The 17,310-nt window shown below is 63.6% G+C and carries 14 protein-coding genes; 9 read left to right on the top strand and 5 right to left on the bottom strand.

What is annotated here, in order from left to right; genetic code table 11:
- Positions 1–23: 23 nt before the first annotated feature.
- Positions 24–1,442, top strand: coding sequence for a hypothetical protein (locus ACN0S5_RS01385; RefSeq protein ID WP_417205261.1), 1,419 nt, complete (start codon positions 24–26; stop codon positions 1,440–1,442).
- 239 nt (positions 1,443–1,681) lie between these two features.
- Here the strand turns inward: ACN0S5_RS01385 and ACN0S5_RS01380 are convergent, their stop codons facing one another.
- Positions 1,682–2,641 (bottom strand): hypothetical protein, encoded by a 960-nt coding sequence (locus tag ACN0S5_RS01380; RefSeq protein ID WP_417205259.1) that lies wholly within the window; start codon positions 2,639–2,641, stop codon positions 1,682–1,684.
- Positions 2,642–2,738: 97 nt separating this feature from the next.
- Positions 2,739–3,302, bottom strand: a complete 564-nt coding sequence (locus tag ACN0S5_RS01375) for a lytic transglycosylase domain-containing protein (RefSeq protein ID WP_417205511.1) — start codon at positions 3,300–3,302, stop codon at positions 2,739–2,741.
- Positions 3,303–3,499: 197 nt separating this feature from the next.
- On the opposite strand from ACN0S5_RS01375, the gene ssb reads away from it, so the two are divergent.
- Positions 3,500–4,024: a single-stranded DNA-binding protein gene (gene ssb / locus ACN0S5_RS01370; RefSeq protein ID WP_417205258.1), complete on the top strand. Its 525-nt coding sequence runs from the start codon at positions 3,500–3,502 to the stop codon at positions 4,022–4,024.
- A gap of 197 nt (positions 4,025–4,221) precedes the next feature.
- Positions 4,222–5,283 (top strand): site-2 protease family protein, encoded by a 1,062-nt coding sequence (locus ACN0S5_RS01365; protein ID WP_417205256.1) that lies wholly within the window; start codon positions 4,222–4,224, stop codon positions 5,281–5,283.
- 28 nt (positions 5,284–5,311) lie between these two features.
- Here ACN0S5_RS01365 and aroB read toward each other — a convergent pair whose 3' ends face one another.
- Both aroB and ACN0S5_RS01355 read right to left on the bottom strand, forming a co-directional pair.
- On the bottom strand, positions 5,312–6,424 hold the full coding sequence (gene aroB, locus ACN0S5_RS01360) for a 3-dehydroquinate synthase (RefSeq protein WP_417205254.1): 1,113 nt from the start codon (positions 6,422–6,424) through the stop codon (positions 5,312–5,314).
- Entirely contained in the window at positions 6,421–6,993 is a 573-nt protein-coding gene (locus ACN0S5_RS01355; protein WP_417205253.1) for a shikimate kinase, read from the bottom strand. The genes aroB and ACN0S5_RS01355 overlap by 4 nt, the downstream gene beginning before the upstream one ends.
- A gap of 95 nt (positions 6,994–7,088) precedes the next feature.
- Between ACN0S5_RS01355 and ACN0S5_RS01350 the strand changes: the two genes are divergently transcribed.
- The 4 genes from ACN0S5_RS01350 to ACN0S5_RS01335 all read left to right on the top strand — a co-directional run bounded on the left by ACN0S5_RS01350 (position 7,089) and on the right by ACN0S5_RS01335 (position 11,107).
- Entirely contained in the window at positions 7,089–7,238 is a 150-nt protein-coding gene (locus ACN0S5_RS01350; RefSeq protein ID WP_323770228.1) for a hypothetical protein, read from the top strand.
- Positions 7,239–7,278: 40 nt separating this feature from the next.
- Positions 7,279–8,715: a hypothetical protein gene (locus tag ACN0S5_RS01345; protein WP_417205251.1), complete on the top strand. Its 1,437-nt coding sequence runs from the start codon at positions 7,279–7,281 to the stop codon at positions 8,713–8,715.
- Positions 8,712–9,641, top strand: a complete 930-nt coding sequence (locus ACN0S5_RS01340) for a site-specific tyrosine recombinase XerD (RefSeq protein ID WP_417205249.1) — start codon at positions 8,712–8,714, stop codon at positions 9,639–9,641. The genes ACN0S5_RS01345 and ACN0S5_RS01340 overlap by 4 nt, the downstream gene beginning before the upstream one ends.
- Positions 9,642–9,784: 143 nt before the next feature.
- The gene (locus tag ACN0S5_RS01335) at positions 9,785–11,107 is read left to right on the top strand and encodes an HlyC/CorC family transporter (protein WP_417205247.1); all 1,323 of its coding nucleotides are present in this window, start codon (positions 9,785–9,787) and stop codon (positions 11,105–11,107) included.
- A 248-nt stretch (positions 11,108–11,355) separates the two neighbouring features.
- Here ACN0S5_RS01335 and ACN0S5_RS01330 read toward each other — a convergent pair whose 3' ends face one another.
- Complete coding sequence (locus ACN0S5_RS01330) at positions 11,356–13,776, bottom strand: GcvT family protein (protein WP_417205245.1); 2,421 nt, start codon at positions 13,774–13,776, stop codon at positions 11,356–11,358.
- A 167-nt stretch (positions 13,777–13,943) separates the two neighbouring features.
- Here ACN0S5_RS01330 and ACN0S5_RS01325 point away from each other — a divergent pair, with 167 nt between their 5' ends.
- Positions 13,944–14,699, top strand: coding sequence for an HpcH/HpaI aldolase family protein (locus tag ACN0S5_RS01325; protein ID WP_417205244.1), 756 nt, complete (start codon positions 13,944–13,946; stop codon positions 14,697–14,699).
- Positions 14,700–14,801: 102 nt separating this feature from the next.
- Complete coding sequence (locus tag ACN0S5_RS01320) at positions 14,802–17,207, top strand: GcvT family protein (RefSeq protein ID WP_417205242.1); 2,406 nt, start codon at positions 14,802–14,804, stop codon at positions 17,205–17,207.
- Positions 17,208–17,310 lie beyond the last annotated feature (103 nt).

Raw genomic sequence — 17,310 nt, 5'->3', positions numbered from 1 at the left:
TGTGATCTAGGCAGAGGTTTTGGATGATGCGTTTTTTCTGTTGCCTTGTCGGCTTTCTTGTCGCGGCGGCTTTTGCGAATACCGCACAGGCCGCCCGGATCACCCCCGGCAAGGCCGGCCTGTGCCGCGTCACGCTTGAGGGGGAAATCGCCCCCGGCGACGTCGACAGACTGCGCGCCGCGCCGATGGACATGCCGATCTGGTGGTCGAACTTCGAAGATGGCAGCTGGGCCGCGATCTGTCTGGACAGTCCCGGTGGCAGCCTGTCCAGCGGGCTGGAACTGGCGCGGTACGTTCTGGACAACCGCATCGGGACGATCATCGACGATGGGGCCGAATGTCTGTCCGCCTGTGCCCTTATCTTTATGTTCGGGACGGCGCATCAACACGAATCCGTCGCCCTCACCAACCGCCGTCTGCATGTGGGCGGGCGTCTGGGGTTCCACCAGCCGGATCTGACGCTGGATCGCACCCGCGATTACAGTGTTGACGATGTCGAGGCCGCCTTTGACCTTGCCATCGAGGCGACGCTGAATTTTCTCGCGCTCGCCGCGCGTCCCCGTCCCGATACACCGCGCCCTTTTGTGGACGGTGACCTGCTGGAGGCCATGCTACAGCACAAGGGGCAGGATTTTTTCGAAATCGACACGGTGAACAAGGCCGGTCGGTGGGACATCGCCTTGTTCGGCTTCACCCCGCCGCACCTGACGGACGAGGGCATGGTCTACGCCTGTCAGAACATGACCGGCTGGTCGGCACGGCTGGAACAGGATCAAATGCCCTATCAGCCCGATGGCTACAGCCACAGGATCGACGCGGTTCAGGGGCAAGACGGCTTTGTCGACGGGCAACGGTTCCGCGTCGATTTTTCCGGCATGATGACATACGCCTGCGAAGTCGGTCTTCGGGGCAGCTATCAGGGCAGCCCGCAGGCGGTGCTTTGCGGCTACCGTGAAAACCTGTCGGCGCAGGTTGGTCCTGACACGTGTTTGCAGGGGTCCGGCGCGCCTGGCCGCTGGCCGGTTATCCCGGCTGCTGCTTTACTGCCCGCCTCGACAACCCTGAAGGATCTCAAGGCCGCACGCGGCACGGGTGAAACGGCGCGCGTACTGTCGGACAATGCCTGCATGTCCTCAACAGGCCGCGCGCGGGTCATCAACGTACAGAACTTTACATCGCTGCGGCAGGTCATGTCCCATGACGCGCAGCGTCTGGCCGAGCTGCCGCTTGGCAGCGAGTATCAGGTCGCCAGAGCGCCAAGCGGCGACTTCCGACACCCGCGCCATGCGGATTGCAAGGCCTTGTGCCAAAAGGCCGAATTCGGCAGCCCCTATGACAGCGCCGCGCTGAAATCCTGTATCGAGACGGATTGGATGTGGTTTCAAATCCAGACGCCTTCGGGACAAAGCGGCTATGCCAGCGCCAGATACCTGGACTACTGAGGTCTGGACGACAGAGGTCTGACGCAATGTGGTCTGACCCAATGTGGTCTGGACGGGCCGCTTTGTGCCGTCCGGGCCTCTGGTTCTGGCCCGCGTGCTGGAATGTTGTCCAAATGCGCCGCGCCGGTCGCGCGGCCCCCAAGTCTCATCGGTATTTGGCATTTGTCCGATGCCGTGAAAGGCCCCCCCCCCCTGAACCGAACAGGCGCGCGCCGGTGCGCCGCCCGCCTCTGCCCTGTTCAGATCAGACGGCGCGTGGCCTCTGTCCCGCCATCCCGCGCCTTGCGGATGTAGAATGGCGAAATTGTCGAGAATTCAAGGATTTCGCGCTGGGTCTTGATGGTGATTGGTTTTTCGAACCGAAAATCCACAACCGTTTCATGGATGCTGCCGCAGACCACCGAAAATTCGAACTCCTCCACAACCAAGGTGGAGAGGCTGCCGCGCAGATCCATCAACGCCTCATCAAAGGCGAGGGTGTTCAACGGATGAAAGCGGCAACCGCCCTTGCCCAAGGTGATAACCAACCCTTCGATGACCCAGGTGCCGACCCTGATATCCGCCGGAACCCGGCAGGCCTTGCGATTGTAAAGCAGGGCCATCATCCAGCGATACCCGGTGTCGACCAGCACAAGCAGCGAAATGAACCCCGCCATTGCGACCACCACAGCCCCGGCGGCAAAGAGTTTTTCCTCTTCAGCGCGCTTGCCGACCTCGGCCCAGTTCAACCCCTTCTCGTCAAAGAACCCGCCGTCGCGCCCCTGTTGCCCGTTTTGATAAATCGACTTGCCGTTATCTTGGCACGCCAGTGTGCGTTGCTCATCCAGCCGCCGCAACAACGCCGAAAGACGCGCCGGTTGATAATTCGCGCCGCTGGCCAGTCTCTCCGCCTCGGCCAGAACATCGACCGCGACCGGGGCGATGCTGTTCATCCTGCCGTCTCGCAGGGCGTTCAGTATCCGTGCCTCGGAGATGGACAGCATTTGTTGGCCCAGCCGATCCGACATCGCCGTCGGCAGTTCATCGACATCCATCGGCAAGGCCGCAAGCGTCCGCGCCACCGCCATCAGATCAGGTGGCACCTGGCACGACTGCGCCGCCGCCGCCATCGGCAGAGCGCCCGCAACAACAGCCGTCACGCCAGCCAGAGCCGCAGACCGCAAAGCGCGGCAAACAGTCCAGAAAATGAAAAGCACCATACCACCGTTCCCGCGTTACCGGCGACCACGGCGATCATTCTGACAGCAAAGCCATAACCAAGGTTTAAGCCACACCTAATCCGGCGCGGCCCGAAGGTCAGCTGCCCCAGATTTTCTTCACGTAATTCTTGGTTTCGCGGTAGGGCGGCACGCCACCGTGTTTGATCACCGCACCGGGTCCGGCATTGTAGGCCGCCAGCGCCAGCCGCCAGTTGCCGAACTTTGCGTACTGTTGCTTGAGATAGCGCGCCCCGCCTTCAAGGTTTTGCTGCGGATCGTTCGGATTGACCCCAAGCAGCGCGGCGGTTCCGGGCATCAACTGCGCCAGACCGATTGCGCCCTTGTGCGACTTTGCCTTGGGGTTGAACCGCGATTCCTGCATCACCAGACGCAAGAACAGGTCTTCGGGGACACCATGTTTGCGCGCCGCGATGCGGGCCATGTTCACATATTCGCCTTTGTAGCGGCCACGGTAAACCGGCAGGTCCCCATCGGTTCCAGTCCCCCATTTGGTGGGTGTCACCACCTTGGGAGGTTGCAGGCGGACAGAGCTTTTGTATTGCTGAGCCGCACGGTTATCCAGAACCTTGGTCTGGCTGGAGAACAGCACCGACCTGTTCTTGGTTGACAGCACCTCGGCACCCGCGCTGCCGGCGAGCATCGCAAACGACAGCCCGCAGCCAAGCGCGCGAATTCCCCATCGCACCATGTCACTAATCCCCTCGGTCACCTTATTACGGCCAAGACTATACCCAGTTTTCAGTTTTTCGCCAGTGCTCAGGGCGCGCCCCTTCCGCCCGGTTCCAAGGCTGGTATAGGGTCGGCAAACACGCGCTGAAAGATTCGAAGGGGAAAGACATGGCCGGTTCCGTGAACAAGGTGATCCTGGTGGGCAACCTCGGGAGAGACCCCGAAGTGCGCAGCTTCCAGAACGGCGGCAAGGTCTGCAACCTGCGCATTGCCACGTCGGAGACGTGGAAGGACCGAAACACAGGCGAGCGGAAAGAGCGGACCGAATGGCATTCGGTGGCGATTTTCCAAGAGGGTCTGGTCCGCGTGGCCGAGCAATACCTGCGCAAAGGCTCCAAGGTCTACATCGAGGGTCAGTTGCAAACCCGCAAGTGGCAGGACCAATCCGGGCAGGACCGCTATTCGACAGAGGTTGTGCTGCAAGGGTTTGGCGGCACTCTGGTGATGCTTGATGGCCGTGGCGAAGGCGGCGGCGGTGGCGGCGGTTATTCCGGCGGCGGCGGTGACTATGGCGGCGGTGGCGGCGGCTATGACGATCCGGGCTATGGCGGCGGCTCCGGCGGTGGTTCCGGGGGTGGCTCTGGCCCGTCGCGGGCACCGTCACGCGACATCGACGACGAAATCCCGTTCTGAACGGAATAGCGCATCGGGCAGACCCGGTGGCGCACAAAGATCCAAACGCCTGACGCGGCCGACCCGCCCGTCAGGCGTTTTCTTTTTCCCGGCCACGTTTCCGCAACGCCAGAACGCGGCAATGTCCCGCATCCGCTGGCGCGACGACGGTACAGATATTATCTCAACGATGACCCGGCATCCTGACAGGAGACGACATGACCTGGACCTTCCGCCTTGGCCAGTTTCTGGGATCTGAACTGCGTGTGCATGCCACCTTTTTCCTGCTGCTGGCCTGGGTGGCCGCCGCCGCATGGGCAGAAAGCGGTCCGGCGGCGGCGCTGGACAACACGCTGTTCATTCTGGCGCTGTTTGCCTGCGTGGTGGCGCATGAATATGGTCACGCGCTGATGGCGCGGCGCTACGGTATCCGCACGCCGGACATCACCTTGTTGCCCATCGGCGGCATGGCCCGGTTGGAGCGGATGCCCCAGAAACCCGGACAGGAGATCGCCGTGGCGCTGGCCGGACCGGCAGTAAACGTGGGGATCTGGGCCATCCTCATCGCGCTTGGGGCCTCGACTCAGATGGGGGCGCTGGTCGATCCGTCCAATCCGCAGGAGTTCCTTGGCCGACTGGCGGCGGTGAACCTGTTTCTCGCCGTGTTCAACCTGATCCCGGCCTTTCCGATGGATGGCGGTCGGGTGTTGCGGGCGCTGCTCTCGATGGGCACGGACCGGGTGCGCGCCACCCGGATCGCCGCCTCAGCGGGGCAGATCGTGGCATTTCTTTTTGGGTTTCTGGGCCTGACCTCTGGCAACCTGATCCTGCTGCTGATCGCGCTTTTCGTCTTTATGGCCGCTCAGGCAGAGGCCCGCGATGTGGAAAGCCGGGATCTGGCCAAGGGATTGCACCTGCGCGATGCGATGATCACCAGCTTTGAAAGCCTGTCACCGGCGGACCCGATGCATGTGGCCGCCCAGACCCTGATCCGCACCACGCAGCACGAGTTTCCGGTGCTGGATGGCGAGGGACGACTGACAGGTTTTCTGACCCGGCAAGCCCTGTTTCATGCGGTGGCAGAGGGGCAGAACACGCGCGCCGTGGGCGAAGTGATGGTTCAGGTCCCTGCCCTGCCGCTTGCCGCGCCGCTGTCGCAGGCGCTCGACGCGCTGCAACAGGCCCCCGCCGTGGCGGCGACGGACCCGACCGGGCACATGATCGGTTATGTCACCTCAGAGAATATCGGTGAGATGATGGTTCTGCGGTCACGCAGGTAGACGCTGGTCCGGGCGCAGACGAAGCGGATCAGCGCGCCGCAAGTTGATCCTGCAACAGCGTCAGGACCGCATCCGACGGGACATCGGAGGTGACAAAGGCCTGCCCGATGCCACGGGCCAGAATGAACCGCAATTGCCCGTCGACCACCTTTTTGTCCTGCCCCATCAGATCCAGCAGCGCCTCGGCCCCCGGCAGATCCCCCGGAATATCCGCAAGATCACAGCGCATCCCGCTGGTCTTCAGCAGCGCGCGCACGCGGCTGGGGTCTTCTTGCGAACACAGGCCCAGCCGCGCGGACAGTTCAAACGCCAGTGCACAGCCAATCGCCACGCCCTCGCCATGCAGCAGGCGATCTGAATAGCCGGTGGCGGCCTCCAGCGCGTGACAAAAGGTATGCCCAAGGTTCAATAGCGCGCGGTCGCCCTGCTCTGTCTCGTCCCGCAGCACGATTTCGGCCTTCATCTGGACCGAGCGTTTCACCGCATGGGCCCGCGCCGCCCTGTCGCCCCCCGCGACACTGGCCCCGTTGGTTTCGAGCCAGTCAAAGAATGCCGCATCGCCCAGCATCCCGTATTTCACCACCTCGCCATACCCGGCCAGAAAATCGCGTGTCGTCAAGGTATCCAGCACGCCGATATCGGCCAGTACCAGCGACGGCTGGTGAAAGGCCCCGATCAGGTTCTTGCCCTGCGGGGCGTTGATTCCGGTCTTGCCGCCCACCGAACTGTCGACCTGCGCCAACAGCGATGTCGGGATCTGCACGAACCGGACCCCTCGCCGCAGCACGGCGGCGGCAAAGCCCACAAGATCGCCGATCACACCCCCGCCCAGAGCCACAACGATATCGCGGCGCTCTACCTTTTGCTCCAGAAGCCATTCCACCGTGCGGGTAAATTGCGGCCAGCCTTTGGTCGATTCGCCCGGCGGCAGCGTCAACGCGACCATCGCGATTCCCTCTGCGGTCAGCGCCGCCTCCAGCGTCGCCAGATGCGCCGCGGCGACGGTGTCGTCGCTGACCACCGCCACGCGCGGGCGTCTGAGCAGCGGCGCGATCTCTGCGCCGGCCCGGACCAGCAAGTCTTCGCCGATCCGAACATCGTATTCGCGCCCCGGCAGCGGGACTTTTACCGTGTCGATCATTGTGGTTTCTCCAGCACGTCCGGGCGGCATTCCATCAGCGTCGCGGACACCCGCCGCGCCATCTGGTCCAGCGTCGTCGCCGGTTTCGAGGACACGGTCACATCCGCCTGCCGATAGATCGGCACCCGCGTCTCATACAGCCGTTTCAGGGTGCCTTTGGGGTCAGGTGTGCGCAACAAGGGCCGCGTATCCTTGTGCCGGACACGTTCCCACAACAGGTCAAGATCGGCGTCCAACCAGACAGAAACCCCCATTCGAGAGATCATTTCGCGGTTTCCGGCGGCAAGAAACGCCCCGCCGCCCGTGGACAACACGCCGGGTTCCCCTTCCAGCAGGCGTTCGATGACCTGACTTTCCTTGCGTCGAAAGAAGGGTTCGCCATCGCGGGCAAAAATCTCGGCGATGGTCATATTGGCGGCTTCTTCGATTTCGTGGTCCGAATCGCGAAAGACGACTCCCAGTTGCGCCGCAAGGGTTCGTCCCACCGCTGTCTTGCCAGCGCCCATCATCCCTACAAAGACAATTGTCTTGTGCAGGATCAATCCCTTGTGAACCGTGCCCTCGGCCATCCCTTGCCCATCGCTTAACCTGTTGCGTGAATGACGTGATCGCGACAAAAAGGCTAGGTATAAGTTCAAAAAAGACGAGGCGGGGACAGGACGACATGGGCCGACTGATCAAATGGCTATTCTATCTTCTGATCCTCGGCTTTCTTGCCTTGGTGGTCTACGCGTACATCGGCCCGATCCTCGGGGCCGATTTCGGACCGGAACAGTTCGAGCGCCGCATGCCGGTGCAACTCAATGACAGCTGACCCCTGCACGGGACATAGACGGGGTGCCGTCGCGTTTGTGATGGCCGTTTCGCTGGTTCTGGCTACAGGCCTGTGCGCCCAGGACGATCCGGTTGCGCAAAGCGCCACGCCGCCACAGGTCGAGGCCGCGCCGCTTGGCGCGCCCAACCCCGGTGCCGCCGGCCTGCTGGCGCCGCGTGTCACCGGCCTGCCAGCCACGCTTTGGTCCGGGTCAGACCCGGCCACGCTGGAGGGGCTGATCCGCGCCCTGGACCTGCCGGTTCCGGCGCTGCGGGCGCATATGCGGGTCATGATGCTGGCCGAGGCCGAACCGCCGGTGGGCGACCGGGATCTGGCCCACCTGACCGCCCGCCTGTCCTGGCTCGAAGAGCAGGGCCTTGTCGAAGAGGCGCTGGCGCTGCTGGACATCACCGGGATACAGGACCCACATCTGTTCGCCATCTGGGCCGATCTTGCGCTGTTGCTGGGCCAGTCCCAGCCGGTCTGCCGCGCCCTTGCGACACAGCCACGGCTCAGCAGCGATCTCAGCCTGCGGATCTTTTGCGCCGCCCGCAACGGTGACTGGGGCCGCGCCGCGCTGGTCCTGCACAGCGCAGAGACCCTTGGCGACATTTCCGGACGCCGCGCCGAACTGCTGACCCGGTTCCTTGATCCCGAGGCGGGCAGCGGTGAGCCGCTGTTGCCGCCGGTCCGGCCCACACCTCTGGAGTTCCGCCTGTTCGAGGCGCTTGGCGAACCCTTGCCCACCGCGCCCTTGCCGCTGCAATTCGCGGTTCTGGACCTGTCCGGCGACAACGGGTGGCGCACGCAGATACAGGCCGCTGAACGGCTGGCCCGCGCTGGCAGTCTGCCCGCCAATCGCCTGCTGGGAATCTACACGCTGCGCCAGCCCGCCGCCTCTGGAGGTGTCTGGGACCGGGTCGATGCGCTACAGGATTTCGAACGGGCGCTGGCGCGTGGGGCCCCCGATACGGTGGCGCAGGAATTGCAGCGGGTCTGGCCGCAGATGGCCTCTGGCCGACTGCTGGTGCCCTTCGCCGAACTCTACGGCGAACGGCTTGCCCGGCTCAAGCTTCAGGGTCGCGCCGCCGGGATCGCTCGCCGCATCGGGTTTTTGTCGCCGTCGTATGAAAGCCTTGCTCTGGGGTTGACGGATGACAGCCCGGAAACCCGCTTTCTGTCGGCCATCGCGCAGGGTCAGGCCCCGGCCGGGCTGGCCGACCTGCCCCATGCCCAGGCGGTCGCCGACGGATTTTCCGGTGCCCCCATGCCGCCGGTCCTGCGCGACCAACTGGCCGAAGGACGGCTGGGTGAGGTGATCCTGCGGTCCATGGTGCTGTTCGCCTCAGGCGCTGCGGGTAACGGGCAGGACCTGACCGACGCCATCGCCAGTTTCCGCAGCCTCGGGCTGGAGGATCTGGCCCGGCGCGCGGCACTGGAATTGATCATCCTCGATGCCGAAAGGGCGCGGCGGTGACCTCGACGCGCTGGGTGCCCTTGTTTCTTGAGGCGCTGGCCGCCGAACGCGGTGCGGCGGCCAACACGCTGGCCGCCTATGACCGCGACCTCGCCCATGCGCAGGACTGGCTGGCGGACATCGGCACCGACTTCGCCGGGGCGACCGAGGAAAACATAGAGGCCTATCTTGTCCATTGTGACAGGCTGGGACTGTCACGGGCCACACGCGCACGCCGTCTTTCGGCGTTGAAACAGCTTTTCCGCTTCGCCTTTGAAGAGGGGCTGCGCACGGACAACCCGGCGCTACAGATCGCAGGACCGGGCCGCGACAAACGCCTGCCCAAGACCCTGTCGGTCGAAGAGGTCGACCGCCTGCTGGTGGCCGCCGAAGCCCATGGCCGGACCGAAGCCGACCGCCTCCGCAACGCCTGCCTGATGCAACTGCTTTACGCCACGGGGATGCGTGTCACCGAACTGGTCTCGCTGCCCGTCTCTGCGGCGCGCGGCGATCCGCGGATGCTGTTGATCCGGGGCAAGGGCGGCAAGGAACGCATGGTGCCGCTGTCGCCGCCCGCCCGCGCGGCTCTGGCCAGTTGGCTGCAAACCCGCGACACGCAGGATGACACCGCCCGCGCCGAGGGCAAACCGCTCTCGCCGCAACTGTTTCCCTCGCGCGGCAAGGCCGGACACCTGACGCGCCACGCCTTTTACATGCTGATCAAGGATTTCGCGGTCGAGGCCGGTGTCTCCCCCGACAAGGTCACTCCGCATACCCTGCGCCACGCCTTTGCCACGCATCTGCTGGCCAACGGGGCCGATCTGCGCGCGATCCAGACCCTGTTGGGCCATGCCGACGTCGCCACAACCGAAATCTATACCCATGTGCTCGAAGAGCGACTGCGCGACCTTGTCCTTGAACACCACCCGCTTGCCAAAGACCTCTGAGCCTGACCGCCGGGGACGGTGGGCGGGGCGATGTTGCGGCCGCAGGCCGTGACGAGCGCCGAACAGCGCCCCGGCCCGGCACGCCCCCTTGAATGCCCCCGTCCGCAGCCCCATAACCGGTCCAAACCCAAAGGATCGCCTTCATGGACGCTACGCCCGCAACCCTTGATGCCGCCTTCTGGATCACCGCTGCGTCGATCCTTGGCCTCATCATGCTCTCCGCCTTCTTCTCGGGCTCGGAAACCGCGCTGACCGCTGCGTCGCGGGGCAAGTTGCGGGCCGCCGCCGACAAGGGATCAGCCGGGGCCGAACGCGCGCTTGAGATCACCGAAGACAACGAACGGCTGATCGGCTCTGTCCTGTTGGGCAACAACCTTGTGAACATCCTCGCCACGGCGCTGGCCACGATGATCTTTACCCAGGCTCTGGGCGAAAGCGGCGTGGTCTACGCCACCGCTGTCATGACCCTTGTTGTGCTGATCTTTGCCGAGGTTCTGCCCAAGACCTATGCCATCACCAATCCCGAAACCGCCGCCGCCCGTGTGTCGGCCCCCATCGCGCTGGTTGTGCGGCTTTTCGCGCCGATGGTCTCGGCGGTGCGCATGCTGGTGCGGGCGCTTTTGCGCATCTTCGGCGTGAAAACCGATCCCGACAGCCACATTCTGGCGGTGCGTGAAGAAATCGCCGGGGCCCTGCAACTGGGCCACTCCGAAGGGGTGGTCGAAAAGGAAGACCGCGACCGCATTCTGGGTGCGCTCGACCTCAGCGACCGGACGGTCGAGGAAATCATGCTGCACCGCTCCAAGATCGAGATGCTGGACGCCAATGCACGCCCGCAAGAGATCCTGCAACAGTGCCTTGAAAGCAGCCACACCCGCCTGCCGGTCTTCCGCGATGACCCTGAGAACATCCTTGGCGTGATCCACGCCAAGGATCTGCTGCGCGCCATGTACCGGCTGGTCGACGAGGATCAGACGATGGCGGGCGCCATTGCCGACTTCAAGGTGACGGATGTGGCGATGAAGCCCTATTTCGTCCCCGACACCACCTCACTTGATGAGCAGATGCGCCAGTTCCTGCGCCGCCGCACGCATTTTGCGCTGGTGGTGGATGAATACGGCGCGTTGCAAGGGTTGATCACCCTTGAGGACATCCTTGAAGAGATTGTCGGCGAAATCACCGATGAATTTGACCCCGACGCGGATCACCCGATCAGCAAGGCCGAGGACGGCCATTACTGGATCGACGGCCAGATGACGATCCGCGATTTCAACCGCGCGACCGACTGGAACCTGCCCGACGATGAGGCCAACACCGTCGCAGGTCTTGTGATCCACGAGGCGCAGATGATCCCGACCATGGGGCAAGTGTTCAGCTTTCACGGCTTCCGGTTCGAGGTCATGGCGCGTGAGCACAATCGCATCACCCGGCTCAAGGTGCGCCCGCTGGCGTCGGAGACGGGTTAAGCCCCGTTCCCGGCAGACGATGGGGCCACAGCGGGGCAAACCGAAGGGTTTGTCCTTTGCGCCGCATCGGCATTGCCACCTGCCCTGCCCGGCCAGTCTGGCCAGCCAGATGTTAGTGCCAATCCGTCGGCACGCCGATGCTCACTCAGGACCGCGACCTGCCCCTGCACATGGGCACGCCGCGCTTACAGGCTGGCTGGCCCCCGGTGTCAGGGGCGCGGCGAACACGACATGCCATGACGCCCCGCTCACGTCCGCAGGCGTGTGCCTTCGGGGTCAAACGGCGGCTCTGGCAGGATCACCGCACCATGGGGTTTGCCCAGCACCATGACCTGAACCCGGTCCCCCGGCCCCGCCAAGCCCGCCTTGACATAGCCAAGCGCCAGACTGCGCCCCACCGAATAGCCGTAGCCGCCCGATGTGACCCGCCCGACGCCCTGTCCGTCGCGGAAAATCGGCTCTCCGCCACTGGCGTCAGCGTCCGAGGCGCTGACCGCGTCCTCATCCAGCGCAAGGATCACCAGCGTCTCACGCGCGGGTTTGTCGATCACCTCCAGCAGCGCCGCCTTGTTCAGAAATGCCTTGTCGAGCTTGCACAACCGCGCCAGCCCCACCTCCTGCGGCCAGTATTCTGGCGAGTATTCGCGGCTCCATGAACCATAGCCCTTTTCGATGCGCAGGCTCATCAACGCCCGGCTGCCGACCGGGCCGATGCCCAGATCCCGCCCTTCGTCCAGCAACGCCTGATAGAGACGCCCCTGATCCTCGGTCGTGCAGTGCAGCTCCCATCCCAGATCGCCTGTGAAAGACACCCGCAACGCCAAGACACGCACGCCCGCAATGTCGATCCAGCGCGAAGCCATAAACGGGAAATCCTCTGTCGCCAGAGAGGTGTTCGTCATCCGTTGCAGCATCTCTCGCGCGCCCGGCCCGGCGACGTTAAAGCCGCACATGGCCACGGTCATCGACGTGAAGGTCGTCCCTTCGGGCAGCGGCACCTGACGGAAGAACCGCAGGTGATAGCGTTCCGCCATGCCAGACCCGATCACCCAGAACTCTTCTTCGCCCAGCCGTGTGACCGTGAAATCGCCCGCGATGCCGCCGCGTTTGCCGATCAGCGGCGTCAGGCAGGAGCGCCCCACCTTGCGCGGCATCCGGTTGGCGAACACGGCGTTTAGCCAATCCTCGGCCCCCGGACCGGCGACGCGGTATTTGGCGAAGTTCGAGATGTCGATGATCCCACCCGTGTCGCGCAGGGCGCGCGCCTCGCGGCCCACACTCTGCCACCAGCCTTGGCGGGTGAAGCCGGGCGTATCCGGCTGATCGGCGTCGAAATAGGCCGGATGCTCCCACCCGTAGTTGAGGCCAAACCTGGCCCCCATCGCCTTTTGCACCTCAAAAACCGGGCGCGTCCTGACGGGCCGTCCCGCGTCACGTTCCTCACCGGGGAAATGGATCGCAAAGCGGTGCGCGTACTGGTTTTTCACCCGCGCCTTGGTGAAGGCCTCATCCGCCCAGTCGCCAAAGCGCGCCATGTCCCATGGGAACATGTCGTACTGCATCTCACCCTGAATGATCCACTGAGCCGCCATCAGACCCATGCCGCCGGATTGCGAAAAACCCGGAATGATGCCGTTGCAACAGAAATAGCCCGAAAGTTCCGGCACCGGCCCCATCAGCACGTTGCTGTCCGGCGACCAGATCATCGGCCCGTTGATCACCCGTTTGATCCCCGCCGACCCTACCAAGGGCACCCGGTCGATGGCGCGCATCATGTTGTCCTCGATGCGGTCCAGATCGTCGGCGAACAGCTCATGCGCAAAGTCCAGCGGCGTGCCCTCTTCGGCCCAAAGCCGGACATCCCGCTCATAGGCCCCGATCAGCAGGCCCTTGCCCTCTTGCCGCAGGTAATATTCGCCGTCCCGGTCCGCGACCGACGGCAACCGGCGGTCCAGTGCGGCGATCTCTGCGATGGTCTCAGTCACGAAGTACTGGTGCTCTGTCGGTTGCAGCGGCAGCTTGATCCCCGCCAGCGCCGCCACCTCACGCCCCCACAGACCGGCGGCGTTGATCACCCAAGGCGTGTGGATATCGCCCTTGGGCGTGCGCACGATCCACGTCCCGTCTGGCTGCGGTTCGGTTGCCATGACGGGCGTGAAGCGGTGGATTTCCGCGCCCCGCTGGCGCGCCCCCGCCGCATAGGCCGCCGTCACGCCAGAGGGATCGACGTTGCCGCCATCGGGTTCGAACATGATGCAGCGAATGCCGGTGAAATCCACCAGAGGATGCAGGCGCTCTGCCTCATCCACGCTGACCTCATGAAAATTCATCCCGTAGAGCTTGGCCTTGGCCGCCTGAAGGCGCAGCTGATGTTCGCGCGCCTCGGTCTGTGCAAGGTATAGCGATCCGGCCTGAAACACGCCGCAGCTTTGCCCGGTCTCCGCCTCCAGATCCTTGTAGAGTGTCATGGTATAATGCTGAAGGCGCGAGATATTGGTACTGTCATGCAGACCGTGGATGTTGGCCGCCGCGTGCCACGTCGACCCGCTGGTCAGTTCGTCCCGCTCCAGCAGCACACAGTCTGTCAAGCCCAGTTTGGTCAGGTGATAGAGGATGGAACACCCGATAACGCCGCCTCCGATGACGACGGCCTGAGCGTGGCTGCGCATGACATTTTCTCCCTGTCTGGCTTGCCATTGGACGATGCGCCGGGGCCGCAGCGCAATGTTGCCGGAATCCGACATATGGCGTCGCGCCTGCACAAGGCGTGAAAGCCTTTGGTCCCGGTGCAGAACCGCCTTACGCTGCGGCACCCACCAACAGAGGATACAGTTCCATGCCCAGTCTCAAGGCCAAACTGAAGGACCCCGTGCGCCGGTTGACCTCGGTCGTTTGTACGATCCCCTCTGCCACGGTGCCACAGGCCATTGCCGCCTCGGGCGTGGATAGCGTGCTCATCGACCTTGAACACGGGGCCGTCGACTATGGATCGGCCCATGCGATGATTGCCGCGACCGCCGGAACCGATTGCGCCCCCATTGTGCGGATACCCGAGAACACCGACGCGCATGTGAAACGGGCGCTGGACCTTGGCGCGGAAGGCATTTGTTTTCCACTGATCCGCGACGCCGCCGAAACCGAATGGGCGGTGGCCTCGCTGCGCTATCCCCCTGCCGGCACCCGTGGGTTCGGACCGTTCATCGCGCAATCGCGCTGGGGCACCGACATGCCCGGATACGCGCGCGATGTGGCCCCGGAGATGGTCTGCATGCCGCTGATCGAAACGGTCGACGCGATCGACAATATCGAGTCCATCTGCGCCGTCGACGGCTTGGATGTCCTGATTGTTGCCGGTTTCGACCTGTCCACGGCGTTGGGCATATCGGGGCAGTTCGATCATCCGGATTTCAAGGCCGCCGTGTCCCGCATCGAGACGGCCGCTGCGGCGGCGGGTGTCCCGCTGGGCAACATCGCGATGACCAAGGATCAGGCCGACGCCAATTTTGCCAAGGGTTATCGCATCATCGCCGGGTTTGACCTGTTGTGGATCAGGGCAAGGGCCACGGAACTGGCCGGTTGGGCGCGGGTTTGACGGCCGTTCAGGGCCCATTTCCGACATCACCCGTCGCAGACGGTCTTGCGCGGTTCTGCGGAGGCTGCCACCGCTAGAGCAAACAAGGTCCGGGAGTCGTTCATGAAAACCACCACGCGCGTTGTCGTCATCGGGGGCGGCGTCGTCGGCTGCTCCGTGCTGTATCACCTGACCAAACTGGGCTGGTCGGATGTCATGTTGCTGGAACGGTCCGAATTGACCAGCGGCTCGACCTGGCACGCGGCGGGCGGGTTTCACACGCTGAACGGCGACACCAACATGGCAGCGCTGCAAGGCTATACCATCCGCCTGTACCGGGAGCTTGAAGAGCTGACCGGCATGTCCTGCGGTCTGCATCATGTGGGCGGCGTGACGCTGGCCGACAACAAGGACCGCTTTGACATGCTTTTGGCGGAACGGGCCAAGCATCGCTACATGGGGCTGGAGACAGAGATCGTCACCCCCGAAGAGATCGCCAAGCTGGCGCCGATCGTGAACACCGATGGTATCCTTGGCGGGCTGTATGATCCCTTGGACGGCCACCTCGATCCCTCCGGCACCACCCATGCCTATGCCAAGGCCGCGCGCATGGGCGGTGCCGAAATTCACCTGCATACCAAGGTGTTGGAAACCAATCCTCGTGCGGATGGCACTTGGGACGTTGTGACCGACAAAGGCACGATCCACACCGAACACGTGGTCAATGCCGCAGGTCTCTGGGCGCGTGAGGTCGGCGCGCTGGCGGGCGTCTACCTGCCGCTACACCCGATGGAGCATCAGTACCTCGTGACCGAGGAAACGCCCGAAATCTACACACGCGAGACAGAGCATCCGCATGTGATGGACCCGGCGGGTGAAAGCTATCTGCGGCAAGAGGGTCGCGGGTTGTGTATCGGCTTTTATGAACAGCCCTGCCGCCCTTGGGCGGTCGATGGCACGCCTTGGGGGTTTGGCCACGAACTGCTGCCAGATGACTTTGACAAGATCGAGCAAAGCATTGAATTTGCATACAAACGCTTTCCTGTACTAGAGCGCGCCGGTGTGAAATCGGTGATCCACGGGCCGTTCACCTTTGCGCCGGACGGCAACCCGCTGGTTGGCCCGATTCCGGGCTTGCGCGGCTATTGGTCGGCCTGCGGGGTCATGGCCGGGTTCAGTCAGGGTGGCGGCGTCGGCCTGATGCTCGCGCAGTGGATGATTGAGGGCGAATGCGAACGCGACACCGGCGCGATGGATGTGGCGCGCTTTGGAAGCTGGATCTCACCCGGATACACCCTGCCGAAAGTCATTGAAAACTATCAGAAACGGTTTTCCGTCAGCTACCCGAACGAGGAACTGCCCGCCGCGCGGCCCAACCGCACGACGCCGATGTATGACATCTTTGACGGCATGGGCGCGGTCTGGGGCGCGCAATACGGGCTGGAGGTGGTCAACTACTTCGCAACCGGCGATGAGCCCCGTTACGAGACGCCCAGCTTTCGCCGCTCCAACGCATTTGAGGCGACGGCGCGCGAGGTGCGCGCAGTCCGCGAGGCAGCGGGCATCAACGAGGTCCACAACTTCGGCAAGTACCGCGTGACCGGCCCGAATGCGCGGGCTTGGCTGGATCGGATCATGGCCGGGCGCATCCCCAAGGTTGGCCGCCTGTCCCTGACACCGATGCTGTCCCCGGCAGGGCGCATCATTGGCGATTTCACCGTCAGTTGCCTTGGCCAAGACACGTACCAGCTGACCGCCTCATACGGCGCGCAGGCCTATCACATGCGTTGGTTCCTGCAACATCAGGAAGATGGCGTAAGTATAGAAAATATCAGCGATAAACTGAATGGCTTTCAGATCGCGGGGCCGCGTGCGCGGGATATTCTTCAGGCGTGCACGCGGCATGATCTGTCGGACATGCGGTTCATGGATGTGCGGCGCATGGTGGTTGGCATGACCGACTGCACCGTGCAGCGGGTGTCCTACACCGGGGACCTCGGGTTTGAGATATACTGCGATCCGATGGCACAGCGACAGTTGTGGGCAACGCTCTGGGCGGCAGGCAAACCGCAAGGCATGAAACCTTTCGGGATGCGGGCGATGATGTCTCTGCGTCTGGATAAATCCTTTGGCTCTTGGGGCCGCGAGTTTTGCCCCGACTATACCTGCGCCGAAACCGGACTGGACCGGTTCATCCAGTGGTCCAAGGGCGATTTCATCGGTCGCGCCGCCGCCGAGGCAGAGCGCGCCGCACCGCCGAAACGGATCTCTGTCGCCTTCGAGGTGGAGGCGCGGGATGCAGACGTGAACGCCTATGAACCGGTCTGGATCGACGGCGAAGTCATGGGTTTCTGCACTTCGGGAGGCTACTCGCACTTCGGGCAAAAGTCGGTCGCCATCGCGTTGATTCCAAGGGAAAAAGCAAAGCCGGGGCTGAAGGTCGAAATTGAGATCCTTGGCCAGATGTGCCCCGCGCGGCAGATCGACGATCCGCTGTTTGATGCCGATGGTGCACGGATGCGGGGATAGATGCCGCAATAACACTGCCGCACCGCAGCATATAGCGCCCTGGAAATCGGGTGACACAAAAAGTTGCGCATGTGACACAACACACGCCACATTCTTGCTCTGG

The sequence above is a fragment of the Antarctobacter sp. genome (assembly GCF_048262615.1).
Taxonomy (GTDB): domain Bacteria; phylum Pseudomonadota; class Alphaproteobacteria; order Rhodobacterales; family Rhodobacteraceae; genus Antarctobacter.
Note: the sequence above shows the minus strand (reverse complement) of the source record. Positions and strands in the feature narration are given on the sequence as shown.